This window comes from Ruegeria sp. C5 (assembly GCF_056537605.1).
In genome coordinates, this window is record NZ_JBQFRX010000003.1 from 20,947 (window position 1) to 38,812 (window position 17,866).

At 57.1% G+C, this 17,866-nt stretch carries 16 protein-coding genes; 6 read left to right on the plus strand and 10 right to left on the minus strand.

What is annotated here, in order from left to right:
- Positions 1-87 precede the first annotated feature (87 nt).
- The 6 genes from ACR0AW_RS11705 to ACR0AW_RS11730 all read right to left on the minus strand — a co-directional run bounded on the left by ACR0AW_RS11705 (position 88) and on the right by ACR0AW_RS11730 (position 5,821).
- Positions 88-1,173 (minus strand): DUF1513 domain-containing protein, encoded by a 1,086-nt coding sequence (locus ACR0AW_RS11705; RefSeq protein ID WP_170733088.1) that lies wholly within the window; start codon positions 1,171-1,173, stop codon positions 88-90.
- Positions 1,174-1,176: 3 nt separating this feature from the next.
- A complete protein-coding gene (locus ACR0AW_RS11710) occupies positions 1,177-2,187 on the minus strand; it encodes an imelysin family protein (RefSeq protein WP_170733087.1) in 1,011 nt (336 codons plus the stop codon).
- A 3-nt stretch (positions 2,188-2,190) separates the two neighbouring features.
- Positions 2,191-3,681, minus strand: a complete 1,491-nt coding sequence (locus ACR0AW_RS11715) for a di-heme oxidoreductase family protein (RefSeq protein ID WP_480439091.1) — start codon at positions 3,679-3,681, stop codon at positions 2,191-2,193.
- Positions 3,682-3,697: 16 nt separating this feature from the next.
- A complete protein-coding gene (bfr, locus tag ACR0AW_RS11720) occupies positions 3,698-4,183 on the minus strand; it encodes a bacterioferritin (RefSeq protein ID WP_170733085.1) in 486 nt (161 codons plus the stop codon).
- Positions 4,131-4,424: a (2Fe-2S)-binding protein gene (locus ACR0AW_RS11725; protein WP_170594320.1), complete on the minus strand. Its 294-nt coding sequence runs from the start codon at positions 4,422-4,424 to the stop codon at positions 4,131-4,133. The genes bfr and ACR0AW_RS11725 overlap by 53 nt, the downstream gene beginning before the upstream one ends.
- A gap of 128 nt (positions 4,425-4,552) precedes the next feature.
- Entirely contained in the window at positions 4,553-5,821 is a 1,269-nt protein-coding gene (locus ACR0AW_RS11730; protein WP_170733084.1) for an imelysin family protein, read from the minus strand.
- Positions 5,822-6,052: 231 nt separating this feature from the next.
- Here ACR0AW_RS11730 and ACR0AW_RS11735 point away from each other — a divergent pair, with 231 nt between their 5' ends.
- Positions 6,053-6,592 (plus strand): ZrgA family zinc uptake protein, encoded by a 540-nt coding sequence (locus ACR0AW_RS11735; protein ID WP_170513516.1) that lies wholly within the window; start codon positions 6,053-6,055, stop codon positions 6,590-6,592.
- A 34-nt stretch (positions 6,593-6,626) separates the two neighbouring features.
- Here ACR0AW_RS11735 and ACR0AW_RS11740 read toward each other — a convergent pair whose 3' ends face one another.
- Together ACR0AW_RS11740 and ACR0AW_RS11745 are read right to left on the minus strand one after the other, a co-directional pair.
- Positions 6,627-7,946: a GH1 family beta-glucosidase gene (locus tag ACR0AW_RS11740; RefSeq protein ID WP_170733083.1), complete on the minus strand. Its 1,320-nt coding sequence runs from the start codon at positions 7,944-7,946 to the stop codon at positions 6,627-6,629.
- Position 7,947: 1 nt separating this feature from the next.
- On the minus strand, positions 7,948-8,979 hold the full coding sequence (locus ACR0AW_RS11745; RefSeq protein ID WP_170733082.1) for a substrate-binding domain-containing protein: 1,032 nt from the start codon (positions 8,977-8,979) through the stop codon (positions 7,948-7,950).
- 214 nt (positions 8,980-9,193) lie between these two features.
- Between ACR0AW_RS11745 and ACR0AW_RS11750 the strand changes: the two genes are divergently transcribed.
- The 5 genes from ACR0AW_RS11750 (at position 9,194) to ACR0AW_RS11770 (ending at position 15,534) form a co-directional block, all read left to right on the plus strand.
- Complete coding sequence (locus ACR0AW_RS11750; RefSeq protein ID WP_170733081.1) at positions 9,194-10,549, plus strand: ABC transporter substrate-binding protein; 1,356 nt, start codon at positions 9,194-9,196, stop codon at positions 10,547-10,549.
- Positions 10,550-10,614: 65 nt separating this feature from the next.
- A complete protein-coding gene (locus tag ACR0AW_RS11755; RefSeq protein WP_170402173.1) occupies positions 10,615-11,622 on the plus strand; it encodes a carbohydrate ABC transporter permease in 1,008 nt (335 codons plus the stop codon).
- A gap of 12 nt (positions 11,623-11,634) precedes the next feature.
- Positions 11,635-12,783, plus strand: coding sequence for a carbohydrate ABC transporter permease (locus ACR0AW_RS11760; RefSeq protein WP_170392558.1), 1,149 nt, complete (start codon positions 11,635-11,637; stop codon positions 12,781-12,783).
- Positions 12,784-12,792: 9 nt separating this feature from the next.
- Complete coding sequence (locus ACR0AW_RS11765) at positions 12,793-14,448, plus strand: alpha-amylase family glycosyl hydrolase (RefSeq protein ID WP_170733080.1); 1,656 nt, start codon at positions 12,793-12,795, stop codon at positions 14,446-14,448.
- A 3-nt stretch (positions 14,449-14,451) separates the two neighbouring features.
- Entirely contained in the window at positions 14,452-15,534 is a 1,083-nt protein-coding gene (locus tag ACR0AW_RS11770) for a sn-glycerol-3-phosphate ABC transporter ATP-binding protein UgpC (RefSeq protein ID WP_170733079.1), read from the plus strand.
- On the opposite strand, the gene ACR0AW_RS11775 is transcribed toward ACR0AW_RS11770, so the two are convergent.
- Both ACR0AW_RS11775 and ACR0AW_RS11780 read right to left on the minus strand, forming a co-directional pair.
- Positions 15,531-16,652 (minus strand): aminotransferase, encoded by a 1,122-nt coding sequence (locus ACR0AW_RS11775; protein WP_170733107.1) that lies wholly within the window; start codon positions 16,650-16,652, stop codon positions 15,531-15,533. The two genes, ACR0AW_RS11770 and ACR0AW_RS11775, sit on opposite strands and share 4 nt — an antisense overlap.
- A 107-nt stretch (positions 16,653-16,759) precedes the next feature.
- Complete coding sequence (locus ACR0AW_RS11780; protein ID WP_170733078.1) at positions 16,760-17,866, minus strand: enolase C-terminal domain-like protein; 1,107 nt, start codon at positions 17,864-17,866, stop codon at positions 16,760-16,762.

Below are 17,866 nucleotides of genomic sequence, written 5' to 3' on the forward strand. Positions count from 1 at the left end.
ACTTGGGTGTGCTGGTTTAGCGCCTGCCAATACGGCAGCGGTTTGATTCGTCCAAGTGTAAACTGTGAGAGGGTTCGCTGCCGAATTCTAGCCGTATGTACGGATCGGGATCAGGTGGTTGTCCCACTGGCAATCCGACCGCGCGTTGATTTCGGCGCCGGTGGTCGTCAGAGTGCCAAATGCACCGGTTCCGGTGGTAAACGCCAACCCAGCCTTGCCGGCGCCTAAACCGCAAACATCTTCGAACACTAAAGCTTCGATGAATGCTCCGCTATTTACGTCGAAACGGTGCAATGCATCGCCTCGCGGACAGGTGATCGCAACCGATTGGCCATCGGTGGAAAAGGCAATGCTGCCAGCATACCATTGCAACTCTCTTTGCTGCGTTTCGGGCGCTGACAAAAGGCGAGGCTTTTCGCCCCTTCGGTGAAGCCCCAGAAGGGCAGGGTACTTGGTCTGGCTGCCTTGCCATTGCATTGCAAAACCCACTAGACCATCGTCACGCACCGCAAGATGGCGGATCGAGTTTTTGTGCAGCGCGCGGGGTAGCTCTACTTGCTCCAATATCGAACCCGAAATGTCGAGATAGCTCAGGTTGGGCTGCATCGTTGGCAGATTTAGCTTGGTCCGACCGCTGTCGGGGTGTGTCTCGATGCCGCCATTGGCGATGACCAGTATGTCGCCACCGGGCAGCAAGCGCATGTCGTGGGGGCCTATCCCACCTGACGAGAACTCTCCCAGCCGTGCGAAGCTGATCGCGTCCCAGACGCCAACCACACCTTCTGCGGCCTCATAGTCGTTTTCGGTTGTGAAAAACTGTGTTCCATCAGCCGAGAATGCACCATGCCCGTAGAAGTGGCGGCCATTGGGTGCCTCCAGCCGCTTTAGGACAGAACCATCTGTACAATCAATTACAATTGCAAAGGTCCCGGGGCGGCGGGCAAAGGCGACCGCTTGGGCTTTGAACGGATGGGCCGCGGCCGCGTGCCCGCGCGCGGGTAGCGGTATAGCGAACAAAACTGCGCCCGAGTTATCCAGGCCGGACAGGCGGTAGCTACCATCTGGGAATAAGGCAGCGGCCAGATAGCGGGGCGCGCCGACGGACGCCCAGCCCGGCACCGAAGCAAGACTGGCGGCACCAAGGCCTGCAAGAAATTCGCGGCGGTTCGTCAATGGTCAATCCCCATCCAGTGAGTTGAATCCGGCGCTGATGCCGAGCGTCGGGCCAAGCTCGGTCGCGGCGATCTCGCGAATGTCGTTGATCGATTGCTGCAGCGCTTCGATGCGGACGCGACCTTGCGGTGTCGCAACACCGGCGAGGGCGGGGTCGTCCAGTGATTGAGCCCGGTCGATGGCCCGCGCGAAACCGGCATCCAGATCTGCAGCAATCTCAGGGTGGTCAAAGGACAGACGGGCGGCCAAGTCACGCAGGGCGATCAGAGACAGCGTGACATGATGCAACGACCGCTTGGACCGCCGCGCTTCAGCACGGTTCGGGCGCGGACGTTCGAATGTTCCTAAAGGGCGTCCAATGCGTGTGTCGGCTGTGAACTCTAACCCCGTTGTAAGCGCCTTGAACAGCTCCTGCATCGCCTCATCGCCCGTGCGATAGGGGCTGTTGTCCCCCGGCTGCGTCAGCCGTGGTGCGTAGCTTTGCCAGTCCGCGTTGATCGCGACGGCATTTCGGTTGATATCAGTGGTGATGGCGCGGATAAGCGCGCAACGATAGTCGGCGCTTCCTTGTTCTGTCATCGCTGGATCAAAGAGCATTCGTTCCAATGCAAAAAAGCCGCGCCCGGCGATTGAGGTTTCGGCAAAGGCATCAGGGTCGTCGACGGCAGTGTCTTCACTGGCGATGTGTCGGGACAGGGTTTTGGGCGTGAATCCTTTGGTATCTGGCCAGAAAGCCAGTGCAAAAGCGCGATCGTCAGCCTCGGACGGCCCAAAACGTAAATGGCTGGCCGAAATCCAGCTATCGAATGCCGTGGCGTAGTCAGCGCGCAGGTCGTCTGACTCCGATTCGCAATCTGTTTGGGCTGTGGTCGACAAAGCACCGGTTGCGTCAGCCAGCTCTGCAAAGCGCGGTAGAATATGCGTTTCGGTCACATCCATCAAAATCGGAGCACGATCCTGAGCAAAGGCGCCCAAGGGCACCAGCAGGGCGGCGGCGAAAGTAAGGCTACGCATGGGTCAGAGGCTCCCAAGAAAGCGGATCAGGGCGTCGCGGTCGGCTTTTGGCATTGAAACAACCGTGTCGCGGGCGGCCTGCGCCTCGCCACCATGCCAAAGGATGGCTTCAAGCAGGGATCGCGCGCGACCATCGTGCAGGAATTGGGTGTGGCCCGAGACGCGCTGGGTCAGGCCGATGCCCCACAAAGGCGGCGTGCGCCATTCGCGGCCCGTTGCGCGGGCCTCGGGGCGGTTATCGGCCAGACCCTCGCCCATATCGTGCAACAGCAGGTCGGTATAGGGCCAGATAAGCTGGAAGCTCTGTTCGGGCCTATCGGGCATCCTGTGGGTGACATATGCAGGCGTGTGGCAGGATGCGCAGCCCGAGGCAAGAAACACTTCTTTCCCGCGCAGCACTTCAGGGTCATCGGTGTCTCGGCGCGCCGGAACACCGAGATTGCGGCTGTAGAAGGCGACGAGGTCCATGCCAATCGCGTCAATCTCGAATCCCCGCGCATCGTTGTCTCCGTGCGGTGCATCGATGCAGTTGGCCTGTAATTCGGTGCAATCGCCGTACGGCGCGGGGTAAAGCGGACTTGATATGCCGATATCACCTGCGAAGGCCGCCGCCGATTGCTCCATCACCGTGGGCATCCCGGCCTTGTGACCAAAGCGGCCCATCATTGGTTCGCCAAATTCCGTCGACCATACGATGTTCGGACGGCCCGAGATGCCATCGCCGTCTTCGTCATCAGGATCGGCTTTGGCCAGCAAGTCCTCAACCGGAATTGATTCCAGCAACCCCAGTCCGATCATCTGCGGCGCAACTCGAGGGCTAAGCATCGCGTCCGGGTGCAGCGGGCCATAGCCCAAATCGGCGGCCTTATAGCTGGGGCGGCGGAGCGAGGCCGTTTCGCCGTCGGACAGCGCGACGGGGACTTCCTCATACGTGATGTCCAGCCGATATTCTGCGGGATGGCCTGCCAGAGCGAAATCCTGCAGTTGAGTGCCATAACTCGGATCAGGCAGGGTGGCGATATAGTCTTCGATCTCGGCAGGCGCGCCCTCTGGCTTGCCGGGAACCGAAACTCTCAGGAACATCGAGACGGCATTGTCATCCGGGCCGTTAGGCGTATGACCGCGACCGTCCTTGATGTGACAGCGCTGACACGAGCGGGCGTTGTATAGCGGACCCAAACCGTCCGAAGCCAGAGTGGACGACGGAGACGAGACCCAGATCTTTTTGAAAAACCCGTTGCCGACTTTGAAGTCCAGCTCCTGTTCGAAGCTTAAATTGGCGGAGGGCTGAGAAAACGCGTCCGCATCAGTGCGCGCCCGCACGGTCGCAGCACCAGCGGACAGTTCTTCGAACCGTTGCGGCACACTGAAGTCGTCCGGCGTTGCTGTGACAGCGTCGATCCGGGCGCGTTCTTCGGCTGATCTTGGAAGGAAATTTAGATGAGGGTCCCGCAGCTCGGTGGCTTGGGAAGAGGTGGCCGTGAGTGCGGCCACCGATGCAAGGGCAAGCTTACTCGCCTTCGTCCATCTTGGATGCGTTAAGTTGCGCATAATTGGCTTCGCCAATCCTTTCATAAAGGTCGAGCTGCGTTTCGAGGAAGTCGATATGTCCTTCTTCGTCGCCGATTAATTCTTCGAACAGGCCCATGGACACATAGTCGCCGGCCTCGCGGCAGTATTCCCGCGCTTCGACATAAAGCGCCCGCGCGTCTTGTTCAGCGGCTAGATCGCATTCCAGTGTTTCTTTCGGGGTCTGCCCGATGCGGAGTGGGTCAAGTTTCTGCAGGTTGGGGTGGCCCTCCAGAAAGATGATCCGCTCGATCAGCTTGTCTGCATGGCCCATTTCCTCGATGGATTCCTCACGGCTTTTCTTGGCCATATGGCCAAGCCCCCAATCCTCTTGCAGGCGGTAATGTAGCCAGTACTGGCTGACCGCCGTCAGTTCATGCCGCAGTGATTTGTTGAGGTATTCTATGACCTTGGGATCGCCCTTCATGTGCTTTCTCCTGTGATACTTCGGATCGCAATGACCGAAGCTGCATGGGGACTTTAAGATTATCGTCTGCGCGCATTGTGTCTAGGAAAAGCGGCATACATCCGCCGCAATCCGCTGACTTGCCAAGGGCATGATAGATCTTGCCGGGAGTGATGATGGTCTGTGGGTCTGCCGCGCGCATCCAATCGATCGCCGCTCGGATGTCGTGGTCAGAGATGTTGGTGCATTGGCAAACGATCATGGCGACTCAGTCGGGGTATGCTATTTCCTAGTGAAATAGTAGGTTATTGTGGGCGCGTCCAGTGCCAAGACGCCACACTCGATGTTGAGAAAGGCCGAGAGCACTAAAAATGCGCCCGGCCATGATACCTATTGGAATACCGCGTCAGGGTTATCCAGGCTGTCCGAGCCTTCAAAATCGATCTGGTCAAGCTCCAGCACGGTCACGATGCGTTCGATGGTCTTGGTCTGATCGACCAGTCCATTGACGCCACCCATAATCAGCGCTTCGCCACCTTCATTGCCGCGTTCCAGCATCTGGTCATACGCAAAACCCGCTTCGGCGGTTGATTTGATACGGCCTAGCGCCAGCATGGTGTTGGCCAGCTTGGCTTTCATCTCTGTATCAAGCGTCGGATCGGCTGCGGTCACCAGATCCGATAGGGATGCACCCGAAACAGGCGTGCCATCGATGCGGGTATAGCTGCCCAAATACACATTCTGGATGCCCAGGCCGTCATAGTAATGGCTGTTATGGGTGTTGTCCGAGAAGCAGTCCTGCTCTTCCTCGGGGTCGTTCAACATCAGGCCGAGGCGCATACGCTCACCCGCCTGCTCGCCGTAGGACAGCGAACCCATGCCGGTTAGGATCGCACTAACGCCAGCAGTTTCATTTGCGGCAAGAGCGGCACGTGCGTCACCATCTTCGGCCCACTGGGCAGTCATCCATTCCAGATCACTGATCAGCAGATCGGTTGCCGCTTTCAGATACTGGGTGCGGCGATCGCAGTTGCCACCTGTACAGCCGTCACCAACTAGATAATCGGTATAAGGACGACTTCCTGCGCCCGTGCCGTGGCCGTTCAGGTCCTGACCCCACAGCAGGAATTCGATGGCGTGATAGCCGGTGGCGACGTTCGCCTCGATCCCGTCAGCCTCGTGCAGCGTATCCGACAGCAGGGCAGGGGTGATTTCGCTAGCGTCGATGGTCTCGCCAGACAGATCAAAGCTGGGGTTGGCGATGACGTTCAGCGCCGCAAACTCGTTCTCATCGCTGGGGCCTCCGTAGGAGGAATCCACATAATCTATCATGCCCTCGTCCAGAGGCCATGCGTTCACCTTGCCTTCCCAATCGTCGACGATGGCGTTGCCAAAGCGATAAACCTCGGTCTGCTGATACGGCACGCGCGCGGCGATCCATGCGGCACGGGCTGTGTTCAGAGTGGCATCGGACGGGTCAGCAATGAGGGCGTTGACGGCAGCTTGCAGTTTCTTTGCTGCAATCAGACTGTCGTCATATTTGGCTTCGGCGATATTGGAATATGTGGTCAGAACATCGGCTTTGGACGGGGCCTCGGCGACAGCTGTACTTGCGATACACAAGGTCAGGGCACTGGCCGCGTTGAACAATCTGGTCATTTGGAACACTTTTCTTTCTTAGCGGGATTCGGACCCCGGCAGACGCAGCGGGGCTGGATGCGGCAATTTCTTAGTGAAATAGTCAATAATGTCAACCTGAGTTTTATTGTCAGGTATTATTCCCATTTCTGACTAACCATATCTGGGGAGCCCGATGCACCCGGCGAACATTGCGCTGAGGCGCAATTGTATTAAAATGCCCTACGGTTTGTTTGGTTAATGGTGAACAGAATGAAACGCGCGGCCGTTGTTCTTGCGCTAATACCAGCCGCGCTGATGGCGCAGGCAGAGACCGCCATCGAAGCGCATACTCATGGCGCGGGTCATATGGCAATTTCATTTGTTGAAACCGGATTTAGCCTGACGCTTGAAGTGCCAGGCGTAGATATTGTTGGGTTCGAGCACACTGCCGAGAACGAAGATGAGAGGGCGGATGTTGCCGTCGCAATCTCGGACCTTTCTAAACCGCTTGAGATCTTTGAGGTGCCGCCTGAAGCGGGGTGTGTGACTGCAACGGCCAATGTCGCGCTTGTTGGTGATGTCTTCGTTCAGGATGAGGGGCAAGTCAGCGATAATGCCGCGCATCACACCGAATTTCAGGCCGATTATCTGGTGCAGTGTCAGGAGCCGTCGTTAGTGACTTCAATCCAGTTCACCTATTTCGAACGGTTTGCGCGCGCCGAGCGCTTGTTTGTTGAGCTGACATCATCCTCGGCCACACAGAACCTTACGGTGGAACGCCAAACGCCACATTTGAAGGTGCCAAACTGAACCGGCGTGTGCCCGCAGTAGCAAAGCTTGACGGTCAACCAGACTGATCCCGGACCAATGCGGCCTGCAACGCGCGGTAGGAGTCCTTTGGCCTTCTTTCCAGCGTCTCGAAATCTACATCGACCAGCCCGAACCGTTTTTCATATCCCAGCGCCCACTCGTAATTGTCGAGAAGGGACCAGATGAAATATCCCTTGATCGGAACGCCGTGGTCCAGGGCATTACACACTTCGGCAAGATGCTGGTTCAAGTAGTCAATTCTGTCAGCGTCGTTTTGACGTTCTGCGCTCGCCATGCCATTTTCGGTCACGTAGATAGGCAGGTCCCCAGTATACTCTTGCGCGGTCCGGATCAGGAAACGGGACAGGGCTGCCGGATCAATTTCCCACCCCATTTGCGTTTTTGGCAAGGGGCCAGGGACGTCGGTGAAGGAAGGCCAAGACGTATCTGCGCGCGTTATCAACTTGCGCGTATAGTAATTGAGCCCACACCAATCGACAGGTGCAGCTATCGTGTCGAAATCATCCTGCCACTTGTCCGGCAGATGCGGCTCCAATCCTTCCAGAACATTCTGAGGGTAGGATTTCTTAAATGCGCCGCCCAGGAAAAAGCGGTTGTAAATCCCGTCGTAAAGCGCCGCCGCAGTCTGTGCCTCATCGCTGTCGTCAGCAGGTTCCGCCCATTCAACGTTGAACACTGCGCCAAGGTTCGACATGCCCAATCCACGCATGGCTTCGATTGCGCGACCATGGGCCAGCAGCACGTGGTGCATCGCGCGCGCGGTCGCCCGGATGTCGCGCAAGCCGGGGGCATGTTGGCCTTCGAAATGGCTCAGCCAGCTTACGCACCAAGGCTCGTTGACAGGTGCGACGCTGAACATCCGATCGCCTATGCGGCCCATGATGATCTCGGTGAAGTCTGCAAACCAATTCGCGATATCCCCGTTTCGCCAACCGCCCAGATCGGCGAGTGGTGACGGGAGTTCCCAGTGATACAGCGTTGCGCAGGGTTTGATGCCGCGTTCAAGCAGCGCATCGGTCAGGCGATCATAGAAATCCAAGCCTTGCTGATTGATCGGTCCGCGCCCTTCGGGCAGCACGCGCGCCCAACTGGTTGAAAACCGGTAACAGTCGAAGCCGGCGCCCCGGATCAGATCCAGATCCTGTTCGAACCGGTTATAGTGATCGCAGGCCAAATCTCCGTTTTCCGCATTGGCGACGTTACCTGGAGTTGCGGCGAAACTGTCCCAATGGGTCTTGCCTGCGCCCCCATTGGCGTGTCCCTCGATCTGATAGGCCGACGTCGCCACGCCAAACTGAAAATATGGCGGGAAATCTGCGCGTTTGTACTTCATCTCACATCCTTTGTGGGGCTGGCCCCGTCGAGCTGCCGACGACAAGTTCAGCCTCCAGCAAGCGCGTTTTGGGTGGGTCATCCGGAGCGTTGATCCGCTCGATCAGCATTTCGGCAGCCACCTCGCCCGCGTGTCTGACCGACGAGCGCGTTGCGGTGAAAATTGGAACATCCATACCATTGCGCATGTAGGACAACTCGTCATCATGAGCGATCACCGAGATATCGCGCCCCATTTTCAGGCCGCTTTCTTCCAGTGCGCGCCGGACTCCAACCGCAGAGATAATCGAAGAGGCCAAAATTGCTGTTGGCGGGTCGTCGAGCTTCAGCATGTCGCAGGCTGTCTGATGCCCATAAATCTCGGTCATCTCAGCGCTGCGCAGCAGGTTTGGATCAGGCGAGATCCCGGTTTCTTTGAGCGCCGTCAGATAGCCGTTCCTCCGCCGACGCGCGAAATCCATTTCCTCGAGCCCGTTGATCAAGGCGATGCGCCGATGGCCCAGATCGATCAAAAACCGAGTAGCGCGTTCGAATGAACGCTGGTTGTTCACATCGATCCAATCATAGGGCTCTTTGGCGTAGGTCGACCGGCCATGAACAATGAAGGGCACGCCGAGGCGCGATAATACCGAGATGCGCGGCTCTCGTACCTTGGGGCCTTGCAGGACCACGCCGTCTACGACGCCCCGATTGAACAGGCTGCGATAGGATTCTTCAATTGATGTGTCCGGCGCGTGCGTGAACATCATGTCATAATTGTTCGCCGCATAGGTTTTGGCTGCGCCTGCCACAAAATCTCCGAAAATCGGATTGACCATTTCGTGCCGGGACGAGGTGGGAATCACATGGCCGATGACCATAGACCGCCCTGTCGCCAGCCCCTTTGCGCGGCTGTTGGGGCGGTAACCATGCTTGTTCGCAGCAGCCTGAACCCGGATGCGCGTCCCTTCGCTGACCTCCGGGTAACCGTTCAGCGCGCGGCTGACGGTTGTTTGTGAAAGGCCGAGGATCTCAGAGAGTTGCTTTAGGTTCATTTTACTCAAAGCGCCTTCAAATTGATGCCCATTTGTTTTGTTGTGAAAACCTGGCTCAGTCAACATGTTTCGAGAGAATGCCTAAGAATAGCAATTTTTTAGGTGTCAGTAGGCGAGATATTGACAGGGTCTGAATGTTAGCGGATAAAGTATCGCATCCAAAGCGCTTTGAAAACGAATCTCGTTTGCGCCGAAAATATTGGGAGGAGAACTCATGAGACACGCACTTTATTCGGGTGCGGCGGCGATCGCTCTGCTGGCCGGGTCGGTACAAGCACAAGATTTGGTCTTCGCGCCGGGCGAGGGGCCGTTCAACTGGGACAGCTATAATGCCTGGGCCGAAAGCGCCCCGGATCTGAGCGGTCAGACGGTCACGATTTTTGGTCCGTGGCTGACCCCGGAAGACGGTTACTTCAACAACATGATTGCCTATTTCGAAGAGGCGACTGGCGCAGATGTGATCTATACCGGTTCCGACAGTTTCGAGCAGCAGATCGTTATCGATGCCGAGGCAGGATCAGCCCCCAATATCGCGGTCTTCCCGCAGCCAGGACTGGCGGCGATCATGGCATCCAAAGGGCAGCTGACGCCGCTGGGTGAAGATATGGCGGCCTGGGTTGGTGGCAATTATGCGGCTGGCGATTCCTGGGTTGATCTTGGCACTTACAAAGACGCTGACGGCAATGACCAGATGTATGGCTTCTTCTACAATGTGAACGTCAAGTCTCTGGTCTGGTATAACCCGGAAAACTTCGAGGATGCCGGATACGAAGTGCCGACGAGCATGGAAGAACTGAAGGCCCTGACCGAGCAGATCGTCGCCGATGGCGAAACCCCGTGGTGCATTGGCCTGGGATCGGGTGCCGCCACCGGTTGGCCGGCGACCGACTGGGTTGAAGACATGATGCTGCGGACTCAGCCGCCCGAGGTTTACGACCAGTGGGTGACAAACGAGATCCCGTTTGACGATCCGCGCGTTATCGCCGCAATCGAAGAGTTTGGCTGGTTCGCGCGTGATGACGCCAAGGTCTCGGGTGGGTCAGATGCTGTCGCCTCGACTGACTTCCGCGACAGCCCCAAAGGCATGTTCTCATCGCCGCCGCAGTGCTACATGCACCGTCAGGCATCCTTCGTTCCGGCTTTCTTCCCCGAAGATGTCGAGTTCGGCCTGGATGCAGATTTCTTTTACATGCCGTCTTTCGCAGACAAGGACTTGGGTAACCCGGTTCTGGGTGGCGGTACTCTGATGGCGGTAAGCAATCCATCGGATGCGACCAGCGCGTTCATGGAGTTCCTCAAGCAGCCGATTGCACATGAAGTCATGATGGCACAAACCGGATTCCTGACCCCGCATAAGGGCGTGAACACCGAAGCCTATAAGGATGATACTCTGCGCGGTCTGGGTGACATTCTACTGGGCGCGACCACCTTCCGCTTCGACGGCTCGGACCTAATGCCGGGCGCCGTGGGTGCGGGTACGTTCTGGACCGGCATGGTTGACTATACTGGCGGGAAATCCGCCGAAGAAGTCACCGGCGAAATCCAGTCATCTTGGGACGCAATCAAGTAATCCGCTGAACCTTCGGGCAACCTTTCAATCAGGTTGCCCGAAACCCTAGCAAGGGAGAGGACGCCATGAATCCGGCAATTCAGGGCCTGCTAACAATCGTAATCGGTGTGTCGGGATGCGTGGGCTATTTCTACCTGTCCAACCAATTTCTGGATAAAGTCCTGTTCCCTGCGCGTGGACCGAACGCGGGTCGCAATATCAACCGCGCGAATATGATCCGGCCCTGGCTGTTTCTGCTTCCCGCGATCCTCGCCCTTGGGGTCTATCTTGCCTATCCGGTGTTTGAGACGCTGCGCCTGTCGCTGACTGACCGGGTCGCCGGTGGTGGATATGAATGGGCGGGTTTTGACAACTATACCCAGATGGTAGCCGAGCCGAAATTCTGGGAGGCGATGCGCAACAACATGCTTTGGCTGATTGTTGTACCTGCCATGTCCACCGCATTTGGCCTGCTCGTGGCGCAGCTAACGGATCGCATCCGCTGGGGTAACGTCGCCAAGTCGCTGATCTTCATGCCGATGGCGATTTCTTTCGTTGGCGCCTCGGTAATCTGGAAATTGGTCTATGATGCGCGTCCGGCCGATCAGGATCAGATCGGCGTCCTGAACGCGATCTACATCTTCTTTGGTGGAACCGAAACACACACCTGGCTGACCCTGCCTTTCTGGAACAATTTCTTCCTGATGATCGTGCTGGTCTGGATACAAACCGGCTTTGCCATGGTCATTCTGTCCGCCGCGCTGCGCGGCATCCCGGAAGAAACCATCGAGGCCGCCATTCTGGACGGGGCCAATCCGTTCCAGATTTTCTTCAAGATCAAAGTGCCGCAGATCAAAACCACGATCATGGTGGTCTGGACCACCATCACCATCGTGGTCCTCAAGGTCTTTGACATCGTATTTGCGATGACCAACGGCCAGTGGGAGACGCAGGTTCTGGCCAATTACATGTACGACAAGATGTTCCGCGCCAATGACTGGGGCGTGGGATCGGCATCGGCCATGGTGATCATGTTGCTGGTGACGCCGATCCTGATCTGGAACGTGCGAAATGCGCGCAAAGAAATGCAGTAGGAGGACGGGGTTATGAGCGATATTGCAGGAACCCGCCCAGCCCTAAGATGGGTCGTTCACGCCTCGGTCGTGCTGCTTGTGGTGCTTTGGGTTTTCCCAACACTCGGTTTGTTGATCTCGTCATTCAGAACAGCGGACCAGATTTCCAGCAGCGGCTGGTGGCGGGCGCTCTTCCCGTCGGAACAAAACCTGACTCTGCGCGCGGCGGCACCTGAAACGCAAGTTTTGCAGGATGGTCTCTATGTGATCGAAGGCAATATCTTCGATGGTGATCGGGCCTCGGACATTTCGCGATGGGGTGTGAATTCCCGTGCGATTGATGCCTTTGCTCCGGGCGAAACGGCTGAGCTTCGTCGTGGCGGGACGATCACGGTTCAGGCCAACGGTGACTATCGGATGGAAAACGCAGAAGAGTTTTCGGGCAAGCGCGGCCCTCGCGTGTTTGTGACGACTACTCTGCCGCCTGAATTCACCTTGGAAAACTATGCCCATGTTCTGTTCAACGAAAGCAGTTCCGACAGTATGGGCAAGGCGTTCTTCAATACCCTGACGGTGACGATCCCGGCGACGATTATCCCGATTCTTGTCGCAGCATTTGCGGCTTACGCGCTGGCATGGATGGATTTCCCGGGGCGTGCCCTGCTGATCGCTGCGGTGGTTGGCCTATTGGTGGTGCCATTGCAGCTGGCGCTGATCCCGTTGCTGAAACTGCATCTCAATATCGGGATCGGCAAAGGATACCTGGGGGTCTGGATGGCCCATACCGGGTTCGGGATGCCATTGGCGATCTACCTATTGCGTAACTACATGGCCGGGCTGCCTCGTGACCTGATTGAGAACGCCCGGGTAGATGGCGCAACCGAGTTTCAGATTTTTACCAAGTTGATCCTGCCGCTTAGCTTTCCGGCACTGGCATCCTTTGCGATCTTCCAGTTCCTTTGGACATGGAACGACCTTCTGGTTGCCAAAGTCTTCCTGATCGATGCCAGCGGTCAGACAACGGTAATGACCAACCGTATCGTCGAGCTGCTGGGTACGCGGGGCGGTAACTGGGAAATCTTGGCCACGGCGGCGTTTGTCTCAATCGCGGTGCCGTTGGCAGTCTTCTTTGCAATGCAGAAATATCTGGTTCGCGGCTTGCTGGCCGGTTCCGTAAAATAAGGGCGTGTGATGAACGTGCAGACCAACGCGACAGCATTCGAAAAAACCAAGTCGGCGTCAGATTGGTGGCGGGGCGGGGTGATCTATCAGATCTATCCGCGCAGCTTTCAGGACAGCAACGGTGACGGGATCGGAGACTTAAAGGGTATCACCCAGCGGCTAGGCTACATCGCCTCGCTGGGGGTTGATGCAATCTGGATTTCGCCGTTCTTCAAATCTCCGATGAAGGATTTCGGCTATGACGTCAGCGACTACCGCGATGTCGATCCGATGTTCGGTTCTATGGCGGACTTCAAAGAGTTGCTAGATGAGGCCCATGCACACGGGCTGAAGGTGATGATCGATCTTGTGCTATCCCACACCTCAGATCAGAACCCGTGGTTTGGTGAAAGCCGCACCAGCCGAGATAATCCGAAATCCGATTGGTATGTCTGGGCCGATCCCAAGCCTGACGGGACACCTCCGAATAACTGGTTATCGATTTTTGGCGGTTCGGCTTGGCAGTGGGATGCGCGGCGTTTGCAGTATTATCTGCACAACTTCCTGACTTCGCAGCCAGATTTGAACTTCCATTGCAAGGATGTCCAGGATGCCCTGTTGGATGTGGCGCGCTTCTGGCTGGAAATGGGGGTCGACGGCTTCCGTCTGGACACCATCAATTTCTATTTCCACGACGCCCAGCTACGTGACAATCCTGGTCTGCCGATGGATCAAAGGAACTCTTCAATTGCGCCGATGGTGAACCCGTATAACCATCAGGATCACCTCTATTCCAAAAGTCAGCCCGAGAATATCGCCTTCTTAGAACGTCTGCGCGCCCTGACCGATGAATACGAGGGCCGCGCATGTCTGGGTGAGGTCGGCGACGCGCAGCGCGGGCTTGAGATTATGGGCGAATACACCAGCGGCGATAAACGGATGCACATGTGTTATGCTTTCGAGTTCCTCGAAAAGCGGGCTTTGACGGCAGCTTACGCAAAGCAGGTTTTTGACCAGCTTGAGGACAAGGCGGGTGATGCATGGCCATGCTGGGCCTTCTCAAACCACGACGTGCAACGCCATGCTTCGCGTTGGGGGTTGGACGATGCAGCTGTCCGGCAGCACGCCGTTCTCATGATGTGCCTGCGTGGCTCAGCCTGTCTTTATCAGGGTGAGGAACTGGGCCTGCCCGAGGCAGATGTTGCGTTCGAAGATTTGCAAGACCCCTATGGCATTGAATTCTGGCCTGAATTCAAAGGTCGCGATGGCTGCCGTACTCCGATGGTCTGGGCCGCACAGGACGAACAATCCGGGTTCAGCACGAGCCGTCCCTGGTTGCCAGTCAGCGCTGCGCAGGCCGAGCGGGCGGTGGATCGGTTGGAAAAAGATCCAGCGTCGATGCTGCACCACTACCGCCATGCGATTGCATTGCGTCATGCGCACTCAGCGCTGATGTCCGGCGCGCAGACAGGGATGTCACAAATCGGTTCGGTATTGACCTTCACCCGAGAGGATGAAGCCGAGCAGGTCTTCTGCGCCTTCAATCTGGGTGACTGTTCGGTTGGCGTGACCCTGCCAGAAGGTGACTGGCAAGTGATCGGGGAGGAGTTGGGCGGCGTTCGCGGGGAAAGCAACGTGACGCTGGATGCCGCTCAATTCTGTCTATTGGCTCGGGAAAAGAGGTAAACCATGTCGGAACTCAAGCTTACGGATGTGGCCAAATCCTATGGTCCTGTCGATGTTCTGAAACATATCGATCTCGAGATCGAGCAAGGCGAACTGATTGTCTTTGTCGGTCCGTCAGGTTGCGGAAAATCCACTTTGCTGAGGATGATCGCGGGCCTTGAAAAGATCACTGGCGGTACGCTTGAGATCGAAGGGCAGGTGGTGAACGATGTGCCACCTGCGCAACGCGGCATCGCGATGGTGTTCCAGTCCTATGCGCTTTACCCGCATATGACGGTGCGCGAAAACATGGCCTTCGCGCTCAAGATCGCGAAGATGCCGAGCGCTGAGGTTGATGCCGCCGTGGAGCGCGCGGCCCAGATTCTACAGCTTGAACCCCTGCTGGATCGCCTGCCCAAGGCATTGTCTGGTGGACAACGCCAGCGCGTTGCCATCGGTCGTGCCATCGTGCGCGACCCCAAAGTATATTTGTTCGACGAGCCGCTTTCGAACCTCGACGCTGCCCTGCGCGTGGCGACGCGGATCGAGATTGCACGCCTGAAAGAGGCGATGCCCGACAGCACGATGATTTACGTCACCCACGATCAGGTCGAGGCGATGACACTCGCCAGCCGTATTGTGGTTTTGGCCAATAAGGGAATTGCGCAGGTCGGCACGCCGCTGGAACTCTATGAGACGCCAGATAACGAGTTTGTCGCGCAGTTCATCGGCTCTCCAGCAATGAACCTGCTGCCCGGGACTATTACCGCGACAGGAGAGACAACAACCGTCACGCTGGATGATGGCGGCGTGGCAATCTCATCGATCCCGACGGATGCCGCTGACGAAGGCAAAAAGGTCAATATCGGTGTCCGGCCTGAGGACTTAAACATCACTGATGGAACACCAATTTATTCCGGCTTGGTGGATTTCACCGAAGCTTTGGGTGAGGTCACGCTGCTTTACTTTGCAGTCCCGGATGGACGGGAAGCCATGATTGCAAAACTACCTGGTGTTCAGCGCAATCTGCGAGGAAAAACCGTCTCGGTCACGGCGGCACCCGAAAAGGTGCATCTGTTCCACAACGGCCAGTCGATGAGGCGCTAGTCGAGCTTCGCAAGGAAGGTAGAAACTTTTTCCAGCCCTTCGCGAATGATCGACGGAGTATTGGCGTAACCGATCCGAACACAGCCTTCGAGACCCAAGACAGAGCCCGGCGCGAACATTACGCCGGTTTCCCGCAGCAGTTTCACACAGAACTCGCGCGAGGGCATGTCGACATCGTAATGCAAAAGTGCAGTTGTTCCTGCTTTGGGTTTGACCCAGCTGATTTTGGGCTCGCTTTCGACCCATTCTTCCAGCATGGCGAGGTTGCCGCGCGTAATGGCGTGGCTGCGCGCCAGAACCTTGTCGTGGTTTTCCAGCGCAAGCGCCGCGAAATGGTCGTCGATCATGCCGACCGAGATCGTGTCATAGTCCCGATGGATCGAAACCGCTTCGATCAGTTCTGGGTTGGCCGCAATCCAACCCAGTCGCAGCCCTGCCAGCGAAAACGCCTTGGACATGCCCGCGGTTGAAATGCCTTTCTCATAAAGATCTGCAACCGCATCCGTCATGCCCGAACCTTCTTGCCCGGTACCGCGATAGACTTCATCACACAGCAACCATGCTTCAGCGGAGCGTGCGATTTCGACGATCTCAAGCAGGAACGCGCGATCCATCACCGCACCGGTTGGGTTGTTGGGGTTGTTGATGGCAATCAGTTTGGTGCCCGGAGTTACGGCGGCGCGCAGCTCCTCAAGATCGGGCAAATAAGCGTTCTCGGCCCGTAAATGGATCTGCGTCACCTCCGCGCCGATGCTGGCCGGGATGGAATAGTGTTGCTGATAGGTGGGCACGACGGCCACCACCTTGTCGCCGCGCTCGACCAGCGTTTTGTGGACCAGCATGTTGGCACCGATGGTGCCATGGGTGACGATGACATTCTCACGCTTTTGCTGGTCATATAGGCTACAAATCGCATCGCGCAGCCGGTCCGAGCCCCGGATCGCGCCATAGGTCATTTTCATCCCCAACAATTCAGACAGATCATCCGAGTTTTTGCCGGAAAGCTTCAAAAGCTCGGCGATACTCAGGCTCTCGACGCAAGTCTCTGCAAGGTTATAGGCGCAGCGGGTTTCCCATTCATCCATCCAGATTTCGACGCCAAAGGGTTCGATCTTCATCGCGCTATCCTGTTCGACTAAGCCATCGCGCATCGTTCCCATGGCGAAGCGGCAAGGTCAACCTCGGCAGATGACCGTCATCGAACTTGCACAAGAGGCGCGTATCGTTACCGGTAGATCGCCACAGGATCACCCAACGCATCTTCATCTGGGTGAACGCCAAGGCCGGGTGTTTCGGGTAGATGCAGGTGGCCATCCACGTTTCTCGGCCCACGCCCACCGGCGATATCGACGGTGATCATGTCCTGACAGGCCCATACAGCATGGCAATTCGCATCCGGAATTGTCGCCGCCAGATGCAGCGCTTCGGTATCCGCCAGCACAGAACCACCGGTTGCCATTACAAACATGTCGATCCCATGCGCCAGCGCGACGTCGCGCATTCGGACCGCTTTGGTCAGCCCGCCGACCCGGTTGAGCTTGATGCCAAGTATTTCGGCAATGCCATCGCGGGCTATGCGCGTCGCGTCCTGAAGGGTCACAAGGCTTTCATCAACGGAAACAGGCGAAGCATGTTTGCCTGAGATCGCGGCAATGTCATCCAGTGTTTCGCAAGGCTGTTCGATCATTACATTGAGGTCTTCGACCGCACTCATCACGCGTAATGCTTGCTGCCGCGACCAGCCGCGATTGACGTCATAGAGGATGATGTCTTCGGGATTGCGCAGGCTTTCCATGTCACGGATTCGGGCGATATCACGGGCCACATCGCCGCCGATTTTGACGGAATGGGCGATATAGCCGCGCTGCCGGTATCGTTCGATGACGGCGCGGGTTTCTTCGATTGTCTTGGCTCCTACGGAGGATGCGATTGGGCGCGGCGTACGCGACCCTCCCCCCATCAAATCAGCAATCGGAAGACCAGCAACCTGACCGGCTATGTCCCAGCACGCCATGTCAATCGGGCTTTTGGCGTAGAGATGTCCGGGTAGGGCCTGATCCATCGCGCGTTCAACATCCAGAACTCGCCGCGGGTCGAGGCCAAGAACAAACGGTGCCATCGTCTCGATCCCGGCCCGTATGCCGGGGCCGTGGGCGGGTACATAGGTATGCCCCCAGGGCGTGCCTTCGCCCCAACCAACAAGCCCTTTGTCGGTTTCAATCTTGACCAGCGTCGCATCCAGCTTCTCAAACTTCAATCGCCCGCCTGACAGCCAGTATGAATGCTCCAATGGCAGGTCGATTTGAAAGACAGAAATCCCGGTAATTTTCAT

Bases quoted from the DNA above. Each gene is read 5' to 3' on its own strand.
- ACR0AW_RS11710 (WP_170733087.1), bottom strand. From the start codon at position 2,187: ATGCGTAGCCTTACTTTCGCCGCCGCCCTGCTGGTGCCCTTGGGCGCC.
- bfr (WP_170733085.1), bottom strand. From the start codon at position 4,183: ATGAAGGGCGATCCCAAGGTCATAGAATACCTCAACAAATCACTGCGG.
- ACR0AW_RS11725 (WP_170594320.1), bottom strand. From the start codon at position 4,424: ATGATCGTTTGCCAATGCACCAACATCTCTGACCACGACATCCGAGCG.
- ACR0AW_RS11730 (WP_170733084.1), bottom strand. From the start codon at position 5,821: ATGACCAGATTGTTCAACGCGGCCAGTGCCCTGACCTTGTGTATCGCA.
- ACR0AW_RS11735 (WP_170513516.1), top strand. From the start codon at position 6,053: ATGAAACGCGCGGCCGTTGTTCTTGCGCTAATACCAGCCGCGCTGATG.
- ACR0AW_RS11740 (WP_170733083.1), bottom strand. From the start codon at position 7,946: ATGAAGTACAAACGCGCAGATTTCCCGCCATATTTTCAGTTTGGCGTG.
- ACR0AW_RS11745 (WP_170733082.1), bottom strand. From the start codon at position 8,979: ATGAACCTAAAGCAACTCTCTGAGATCCTCGGCCTTTCACAAACAACC.
- ACR0AW_RS11750 (WP_170733081.1), top strand. From the start codon at position 9,194: ATGAGACACGCACTTTATTCGGGTGCGGCGGCGATCGCTCTGCTGGCC.
- ACR0AW_RS11755 (WP_170402173.1), top strand. From the start codon at position 10,615: ATGAATCCGGCAATTCAGGGCCTGCTAACAATCGTAATCGGTGTGTCG.
- ACR0AW_RS11760 (WP_170392558.1), top strand. From the start codon at position 11,635: ATGAGCGATATTGCAGGAACCCGCCCAGCCCTAAGATGGGTCGTTCAC.
- ACR0AW_RS11765 (WP_170733080.1), top strand. From the start codon at position 12,793: ATGAACGTGCAGACCAACGCGACAGCATTCGAAAAAACCAAGTCGGCG.
- ACR0AW_RS11770 (WP_170733079.1), top strand. From the start codon at position 14,452: ATGTCGGAACTCAAGCTTACGGATGTGGCCAAATCCTATGGTCCTGTC.
- ACR0AW_RS11775 (WP_170733107.1), bottom strand. From the start codon at position 16,652: ATGAAGATCGAACCCTTTGGCGTCGAAATCTGGATGGATGAATGGGAA.
- ACR0AW_RS11780 (WP_170733078.1), bottom strand. From the start codon at position 17,866: ATGAAAATTACCGGGATTTCTGTCTTTCAAATCGACCTGCCATTGGAG.